Origin of the sequence: Tateyamaria omphalii (assembly GCF_014651375.1) — a bacterium.
Taxonomy (GTDB): Bacteria; Pseudomonadota; Alphaproteobacteria; order Rhodobacterales; family Rhodobacteraceae; genus Tateyamaria; species Tateyamaria omphalii.
The window spans coordinates 1-2,555 of record NZ_BMWT01000016.1 but is presented as its reverse complement, the minus strand read 5'-3'; the positions used below and the strand labels follow the sequence as shown (position 1 = coordinate 2,555).

Below are 2,555 nucleotides of genomic sequence, written 5' to 3'. Positions count from 1 at the left end.
AAGCACATCCAGAAACGCGGACGACAAAGCTGAAGCATCCAAAACGCCCAGAAGCTCAAGGGCTCTTGTGATGTTGTACAATGTCTCATGGCGATTGGCCCGGTACTGATACCAAAGACGTTTCTGCTCGTGAGAAGCCGGGAAATTGTTCGCCTGCACAGACGCGGCAACAGATTCTTTGTCGGGTGTCAGTGCAGCACCTTCAATCGGTACGGCCTTGCCGATTTCCTCGGATAGGCATGTGCTGATTGCATCGAGGCTTTCCTGGTCGCGGAACAGTTCATTATGCGCACCCGGGATGTCGCGCACTGTGAAAGTGCCGGTGCTGACATTGGACCAGCCGCGAATAGTGTCGGTGTTCTCGCTCTGAGATGCAGACAGAAACACAACATTTCCGTCATAGGGCTGCGGTCTGTACATTGCCCGCAACTCGTTCAGCTTGAGGAAAAAAGCGTGATAAGCTCGCAGGTCCTCAAAGGTAAAACTCTGAGGGAAGTTTGATTTATCGGACCTTTTGATATCATTCAGGATGGTTTCGATCTTTTCATCGTCGGACACACGGAAAAAACGAGCATCTTTGGCTTCAATCCAGCTTGGGATCCGGCCCAGACAGATGTTGATGAATGTTGTCCAAATAATGCGATCAAAGACGGGTTCGCCGACATCAAAGGGTGTCTTGAAAGGTGAATCGATCAATACAACCAGAGCAATCTCGCGGCCCACTTCGCTAAGCTGCCTTGCCATCTCAAAGGCGATGTTGCCGCCCATTGAATAGCCACACAACAATAGCGGCGCATCCGGTGCCGACTGGTTGATATCGTCCGCATACCAGGTTGCCAGCGCTTCCAGGTTTTCCGGGAAGTCATGCGCGTCGTAAAAGTCCATGGCACTGACGCCATACATTTCGATCGGGCCATCATTTGGCAGGTGTTTGACATCGAACTTGTTGTAGAAGTTCGCGCCGCCCGAAATGGAATGGATGCAGTACAGTGGCGGGCTGCTGCCTTCCTGAAGCCAGATAAGAGGAGACTTCTGGATAGGCTCTGCGGTGCGCTGTATCCCATTCGCAGTCAGTAGCAAAAGCTCCGGCTTTAACGCCTTCAAGTCCCTCATGATTGCATCGCTGAGAGGGCCGCGCGGTGACCAGAACTTTAGCTTGTCACCCTCCCCCCAAAGCCGGATGCCGTCCGCAGAAAGAGTGTGGATCAGGTTTGCCGCTGCAGTATGCCGATCACTTTGCATCAGATTTCACCCTGGTGTTCGGACATCAACCCACGCAGTTCGTTGGCAACATGCTCCACTGTCGGGCGCTCGTAAAACGCGGTCAGAGCAAGGCTCGCTCCGGTTCTGTTTCGGATTTCAGCCAGGACGATCAATGCCGACAAAGAATGCCCGCCAACATCGAAAAAGTTCTCGGTAACGCTCAGGTCGTCAACCTCCAGCACTTCGGAGAATACCTCAGTCACAACGGTTTCGCGGATGTTGCGGGGCTTTGTCCTGATGTTGGCCCGTACTTCGGGTGCGGGCAGGCTTTTGCGGTCGAGTTTGCCACTATGCGTCTTGGGCAACGCATCAAGGATCACAAAATGTGCAGGCACCATGAATTGGAGCAGGCGCGAGGACACAAATTCCCGAATTTCATCAGCGTCGACCGGTTCACCACCATTTGCCACAATGTAGGCAACCAGAACCTGTTCATCATTGACACCCGGACGGGCAACGACGGCCGCGTCCCCGACGGCATGATGCTGCCTTACCGCGGCTTCCACTTCTCCGATTTCAATGCGAAATCCGCGGATTTTGATCTGATCGTCAGATCGCCCGACATACTCGATAGTGCCATTCTTACGCCACTTGCCAATATCACCTGTGCGATACATTCGCGTACCGTCAGCCGCAAACGGATTGGGCAAAAACCGGGACGCCGTCAGCGCGACCCGATTGCAATAGCCCCGCGCAAGGCCATCGCCCGCAATAAAAAGCTCCCCTGCCACATTGGGCGGGCAAGGACGCATAAAACGGTCAAGGATGTAGATCCGCACATTGTCCACGGGGCGCCCAATCGGCACATGATCGTACGGGTTCTCTTCATCCAGATCATAAAATGCCGCATCCCAGAACTCAGACGCGCCATAGGTGTTTATCAGCCTTTCACTGGGGAAAGCGGCCTTGATGTCAGCCGCCTGCTCACGGCCCAGCTTCTCACCGCCAATGATCCAGTAATCGACCTTGCCCAGGACCGGCTGGTTCAGATCAGCGGTCAATGCCAGCTTGTGCAGAATGGAAGGCACAAAGGCTGTCCGAAGCTTGATACCATCCGGCAGGTCAGCTGGCGCGACACCTGCAAACAGGTCTTCAAGCTTCTTAGCTATGACGATGGGTTGCCCCGTGGTTAGAGACGAGAACACTTCCCAGATGGAATCCACAAAGGAAACTGACGTTTTCATCAAGCTGGCGTTGCTGCCACCGACATTCTGATCCCACGCAATACGGTTCACGAGGCATGAGTTTGTGCCGAGGACGCCCTTTGGAGTTCCGGTGGATCCGGATGTGTA

Annotated in this window: 2 protein-coding genes; both read right to left on the bottom strand. The window is 54.1% G+C overall.

Features of this window, described 5'->3' with window-relative positions:
- Positions 1 to 1,242 (bottom strand): thioesterase domain-containing protein (locus tag IE087_RS23415; RefSeq protein ID WP_189372009.1); only part of this gene is annotated, 1,242 nt, incomplete at its 3' end.
- Positions 1,242 to 2,555: non-ribosomal peptide synthetase (locus tag IE087_RS23410; RefSeq protein WP_189372008.1), on the bottom strand; the 1,314-nt coding region annotated here is incomplete at its 5' end. The genes IE087_RS23415 and IE087_RS23410, both read right to left, overlap by 1 nt.